The sequence below is a fragment of the uncultured Kluyvera sp. genome (genome assembly GCF_902485085.1).
Lineage (GTDB): Bacteria > Pseudomonadota > Gammaproteobacteria > Enterobacterales > Enterobacteriaceae > Kluyvera > Kluyvera ascorbata.
In genome coordinates, this window is the sequence record NZ_CABTJS010000119.1 from 1 (window position 1) to 5,051 (window position 5,051).

6 protein-coding genes and 1 pseudogene are annotated in these 5,051 nt (G+C 53.0%); 1 reads left to right on the forward strand and 6 read right to left on the reverse strand.

Annotation, left to right across the window (positions count from 1 at the left end; translation table 11 throughout):
- From RDN66_RS13930 to metN, 6 genes and pseudogenes are all read right to left on the reverse strand, one after another.
- Positions 1-179: pseudogene (locus RDN66_RS13930) on the reverse strand (proline--tRNA ligase); the annotation flags it as partial.
- Positions 180-292: 113 nt separating this feature from the next.
- Positions 293-1,000, reverse strand: coding sequence for a tRNA (N6-threonylcarbamoyladenosine(37)-N6)-methyltransferase TrmO (gene tsaA / locus RDN66_RS13935; RefSeq protein WP_202216432.1), 708 nt, complete (start codon positions 998-1,000; stop codon positions 293-295).
- On the reverse strand, positions 997-1,401 hold the full coding sequence (gene rcsF / locus RDN66_RS13940; RefSeq protein ID WP_035891985.1) for an Rcs stress response system protein RcsF: 405 nt from the start codon (positions 1,399-1,401) through the stop codon (positions 997-999). The genes tsaA and rcsF overlap by 4 nt, the downstream gene beginning before the upstream one ends.
- 113 nt (positions 1,402-1,514) lie before the next feature.
- Positions 1,515-2,330 carry a methionine ABC transporter substrate-binding lipoprotein MetQ gene (gene metQ, locus RDN66_RS13945; protein WP_202216431.1) on the reverse strand — a complete coding sequence of 272 codons (816 nt, stop codon included), beginning with the start codon at positions 2,328-2,330 and terminating at the stop codon, positions 1,515-1,517.
- Between the two features lie 41 nt (positions 2,331-2,371).
- Complete coding sequence (locus tag RDN66_RS13950) at positions 2,372-3,025, reverse strand: methionine ABC transporter permease MetI (RefSeq protein ID WP_035891987.1); 654 nt, start codon at positions 3,023-3,025, stop codon at positions 2,372-2,374.
- Positions 3,018-4,049, reverse strand: a complete 1,032-nt coding sequence (gene metN, locus RDN66_RS13955; RefSeq protein WP_308537928.1) for a methionine ABC transporter ATP-binding protein MetN — start codon at positions 4,047-4,049, stop codon at positions 3,018-3,020. The genes RDN66_RS13950 and metN overlap by 8 nt, the downstream gene beginning before the upstream one ends.
- A gap of 188 nt (positions 4,050-4,237) precedes the next feature.
- Between metN and gmhB the strand changes: the two genes are divergently transcribed.
- On the forward strand, positions 4,238-4,801 hold the full coding sequence (gmhB, locus tag RDN66_RS13960) for a D-glycero-beta-D-manno-heptose 1,7-bisphosphate 7-phosphatase (protein WP_308537929.1): 564 nt from the start codon (positions 4,238-4,240) through the stop codon (positions 4,799-4,801).
- Positions 4,802-5,051 lie beyond the last annotated feature (250 nt).

The window sequence follows — 5,051 nt, forward strand, 5'->3', positions numbered from 1 at the left end:
TCTTCACGCACGATGTTTTCGACTTTTTTCAGGACGCGCACGCCGGTCGGCAGCCAGGTGTATAACCCGGAGGCCAGCTTGCGGATCATCCCGGCGCGCAGCATCAGCTGGTGGCTGATAACCTCGGCGTCGGCAGGTGTCTCCTTCAGAGTGGAGAGCAGGTATTGGCTAGTACGCATGTTGTTACGGTTCCAGTTGAACGATCGAACAGGCTCAAGTCGAGCCTGGCACAAAAACAAAAGTGATTTAGTTTACCAGCGAGAAAGGGATGTCAAAAGAGAGCGCGATGAAATTACCGGGCTTCCAGCGCAAAGACCTCAAATCCTGACGGCGTTACGCGCCAGCGGACGTTAAAATCGAGCAGCCAGACGGCGTAGGTCTTTCCTTCTTCCTCGTTCTTACGATAGGCCGGACGCGGGTCCTGGGCCAGTACTTCGGCAATAAACCGACGTAAATGCGGGTAGCGCTTTTCCAGGCCGATAAGCTGCTGGGCAATCTCATCGCTGAAGGTGACGTCAACGTTGGCTTGCGGTGCATCCTGAGCGTAGCTGGCTCGAGCGTCTGGCAGCGACTCGGCGAACGGTAGGTACGGTTTTACATCGACAACAGGCGTGCCGTCGACTAAATCTAACCCGCCTAGTTCAAGGATGACGTGTTCTTTGTGGCAGCGAACGCCCCGGAGTTCAACCAGCGACATTCCGATGGGGTTCGGGCGGAAGGTTGAGCGCGTGGCAAACACGCCCATACGGGCGTTTCCGCCGAGGCGAGGAGGCCGTACCGTAGGACGCCATCCGCCTTCCATCGTCTGATGGAAGACGAACAGTACCCACAAATGGCTGAACGCTTCCAGGCCGCGCACGGCGTCGGCCTGGTTGTAGGGCGGCAACAGATGCAGCTCACCGCTGCAGCTTTTGACCAGCCCTGGCTGGCGAGGTACGGCAAACTTCTCTTTATAAGGAGAACGGATAACGCCTATTTGTTCAAATACGAATGGGCTCATTGCGCGCTAACGTTAAGGGCTGAACCTACGCAGACCGCCTGACGGTAGCAACCCGGCGTGCCGCTGGTGACTTCACAGCTGTGCAGCAGTACCGCATTGGCCTTCATTTTAGAGGCGTTGATCTGCATGCGCTTGCGTGCCGTTGGGATGTTCGGTGGAGAATCCTGATTAGTGGCCTGGCATGAGTCACCGGAGACTTCGCCCAGATCGCGGAACGGCTTACCGACCAGATCTTCAGCGTTGGTGATAATTCTCACCGGCGTAGCGCGTGGCGCTTTAGGTTTCGCGGTCTCCGTTTTCGCGGGGGTCGCAGTGCTTTGAATAGGTTCAACAGGAGATCTGTTTAGCATGGAACAGCCACCTAACAGGAGCGCTAATAAACAGACCGGTAAAGCACGCATAGTAATTCCTCTATCATAAAGGGTAGACCAGGGAGCTATTGAATCAGGTGCTTGCATAAATGACAAGACGGGCATGCGCCCGTCTTGAAAGATACTGCTTAGCGGTAATGCGATTACCAGCCTTTAACAGCGCCGCCGTTAAAGATTTTGTTTGCTGCTTCGTACACTTCATCAGACTGGTAAGCCTGAACGAATTTCTTCACGTTTTCAGCGTCTTTGTTATCTTCGCGGGTTACGATCAGGTTCACGTACGGAGAGTCTTTACCTTCAACGAAGATACCGTCTTTTGCCGGAGTCAGGTTGATCTGGCTGGCGTAAGTGGTGTTGATAACGGCCAGAGCAATCTGCGCGTCGTCCAGGGAACGTGGCAGCTGTGGTGCTTCCAGCTCAACAATCTTCAGGTTTTTCGGGTTTTCAGTGATATCCAGCGCGGTTGGCAGCAGACCTACGCCATCTTTCAGTTTGATCAGGCCAACTTGCTGCAGCAGCAGCAGGGAACGACCGAGGTTAGTCGGGTCGTTTGGTACCGCAATCTGGGAGCCCGGCTGCAGTTCGTCCAGAGATTTGATTTTCTTGGAGTAGCCTGCGATTGGGTAAACGAAGGTGTTACCCACGGAAACCAGCTTGTAGCCGCGGTCTTTGATCTGCTGATCCAGGTATGGTTTGTGCTGGAAGGCGTTCGCGTCGATGTCGCCTTTGCTCAGCGCTTCGTTCGGCAGAACGTAATCGTTGAAGGTAACCAGCTCAACGTCCAGGCCATATTTTTCTTTGGCGACTTTCTGTGCAACTTCAGCAACCTGCTGTTCTGCACCGACAATCACGCCGACTTTAATGTGGTTTGGATCTTTCTCGTCCTGGCCGCAACCAACAAGAGCCAGAGAACCAATCAGGGCCCCAACTGCCGCAAAGGTTTTAAAATTGAACGCCATGCTTATTATCCTTAAACTTTTGAGTTGTGTTGTGTGTAACGCTATTTATGAGTGACTGCCCGAACGATACGGTCGCCAGATACTTGAATTAAATAAACCAGAACGACAAGCAATACCAGTACTGTATTCATCACGACCGCATTATATCCAATGTAGCCATACTGATAGCCAATCTGCCCCAGACCGCCAGCGCCGACGGCACCGCCCATTGCGGAGTAGCCAACCAGCGTAATCAGGGTGATGGTTGCCGCATTGACCAGACCCGGCAGCGCTTCCGGCAGCAGGACTTTACGTACGATCTGCATCGGTGTGGCACCCATTGCGCGGGAAGCTTCAATCAACCCGGTCGGGATTTCCAGCAGGGCGTTTTCCACCATACGGGCAATAAACGGTGCAGCACCGACTGTCAGCGGAACTATTGCCGCCTGCAGGCCGATAGAGGTACCGACAATAATGCGGGTAAATGGAATCATCCATACCAGCAGGATAATGAACGGGATGGAACGGAAGATATTCACCAGCGCAGAAAGCACACGGTAGAGCTTGCCGTTCTCAATGATTTGCCCCGGACGCGTGGTATATAAAAGCACGCCGACCGGCAGACCAATCACGAAGCCGAAAAAGCCCGACACGAATGTCATTGCCAGCGTTTCCCAGACGCCGCGCGCCAGTAACCACATCATGGCTTCAGACATAACCCAGTACCTCTACTTTTACATGGTGTTGCTGCAGCCAGGCGATGGCTGCTTGCGTATCTTCAGGGGTGCCGTGCATTTCGGTCAGCATAATGCCGAACTTCACGCCGCCCGCGTAATCCATCTGCGCGCTAATAATGTTGTTGTTCACGTTAAAGCGACGTGCGGTTTCTGACAGCAGAGGAGCGTCGACTGAATGGCCGGTAAACTCCATGCGCAGCATCGGTACGCTATCGGCAGTCTGTGCTTCTTTAAGACGTGCCTGGTAATCTTCTGGAATATCCAGATGCAGCGTGGACTGAATAAACTGCTGTGCCAGCGGCGTCTTCGGATGAGAGAAGACTTCACTTACCGTATCCTGCTCGATTAGCTCGCCGTTGCTGATAACCGCAACACAGTCACAGATACGCTTCACCACGTCCATCTCATGGGTGATGAGCAGAATCGTCAGACCCAGGCGACGGTTAATGTCTTTCAGCAGTTCGAGAATAGAGCGAGTGGTTGCCGGATCCAGCGCGCTGGTGGCTTCATCACACAACAGAACCTTCGGGTTGCTGGCCAGCGCACGGGCAATGGCCACACGCTGTTTTTGCCCACCGGACAGGTTTGCCGGGTAGCTATCATGCTTGTCGCCCAGACCCACGAGGTCCAGCAGTTCAGTGACGCGACGCTTCACTTCTTCTTTAGGCGTATTATCGAGTTCCAGCGGCAGCGCAACGTTGCCAAACACCGTGCGTGAAGAGAGCAGGTTAAAGTGCTGGAAGATCATGCCAATCTGGCGACGCGCTTTAGTCAGCGCCGATTCGGGCAGTGCGGTAAGTTCCTGACCGCCAACCTGAACGCTGCCTTCTGTCGGGCGTTCAAGCAGGTTGACGCAGCGAATCAGCGTACTTTTACCTGCACCGGATGCGCCAATGACGCCATAAATTTGTCCCGCAGGCACGTGCAGGCTAACGTTGTTCAGCGCCTGAATTGTGCGGTGGCCCTGCTGGAACACCTTGGTGATATTCGAAAGTTTAATCATTAGATTATTTATTATCGGTTAGGAGTTATCCGTGGCATTTTCTTCTGCCAGAGACGGGCGATGACCGTCAACAAAACGGATGTTAAGGCATCTAGACGGCTAAATCAATCTGATTTATGCGATCGGCGCTTTCTTGCCTGTCGAAACATGCGATACTAAAGGCACAAGCCTTAATCAGGAGCAACACGGTGGCAAAGTCTGTACCCGCAATTTTTCTCGATCGTGACGGCACGATTAATGTCGATCATGGCTACGTACATGAAATCGATGAGTTTGAGTTTATTGATGGCGTCATCGACGCTATGCGCGAATTAAAAGAGATGGGCTATGCGCTGGTGCTGGTGACTAACCAGTCAGGTATTGCTCGCGGGAAGTTCACCGAGGCGCAGTTTGAAACGCTGACGGAATGGATGGACTGGTCTCTGGCTGACCGTGGCGTTGACCTGGACGGTATCTATTATTGCCCACATCATCCGCAGGGAACGATAGAAGAGTATCGTCAGGTATGTGATTGCCGTAAACCGCACCCGGGAATGTTCAAATCCGCGCAGGAGTTTCTGCACATTGATATGGCTTCTTCTTATATGGTGGGTGACAAAGTAGAAGACATGCAGGCAGCTGCTGCGGCGAACGTGGGGACTAAAGTGCTGGTGCGTACGGGCAAACCCGTCACCGAGGAAGCGGAAAAAGCCGCAGATTGGGTGATTAATAGCCTTGCAGACCTGCCTGCGGCTATCAAAAAGCAGAAATAAACGACGAAAAGGCGAAAAGGTGAGCGGTTGAAAGAAAAATGCATTTTTCCTCTTGTCAGCCTGAAGAAACTCCCTATAATGCGGCCCCACTGAGACGGAACAACGGCAAGCAAGCCGCCGGGTCAGCGAGATTCTCCTGAGAATCTCAACAGAGAAAAGCGAAATTAAACGCTTGACTCTGAAAGAGGAAAGCGTAATATACGCCACCTCGCAACAGTGAGCGAAAGCCGTGTTGCACTGCTCTTTAACA

Excerpts from the sequence above, each read along its gene's own strand:
- rcsF (WP_035891985.1), bottom strand. The coding sequence starts at position 1,401 with ATGCGTGCTTTACCGGTCTGTTTATTAGCGCTCCTGTTAGGTGGCTGT.
- metN (WP_308537928.1), bottom strand. The coding sequence starts at position 4,049 with ATGATTAAACTTTCGAATATCACCAAGGTGTTCCAGCAGGGCCACCGC.
- metQ (WP_202216431.1), bottom strand. The coding sequence starts at position 2,330 with ATGGCGTTCAATTTTAAAACCTTTGCGGCAGTTGGGGCCCTGATTGGT.
- tsaA (WP_202216432.1), bottom strand. The coding sequence starts at position 1,000 with ATGAGCCCATTCGTATTTGAACAAATAGGCGTTATCCGTTCTCCTTAT.
- RDN66_RS13950 (WP_035891987.1), bottom strand. The coding sequence starts at position 3,025 with ATGTCTGAAGCCATGATGTGGTTACTGGCGCGCGGCGTCTGGGAAACG.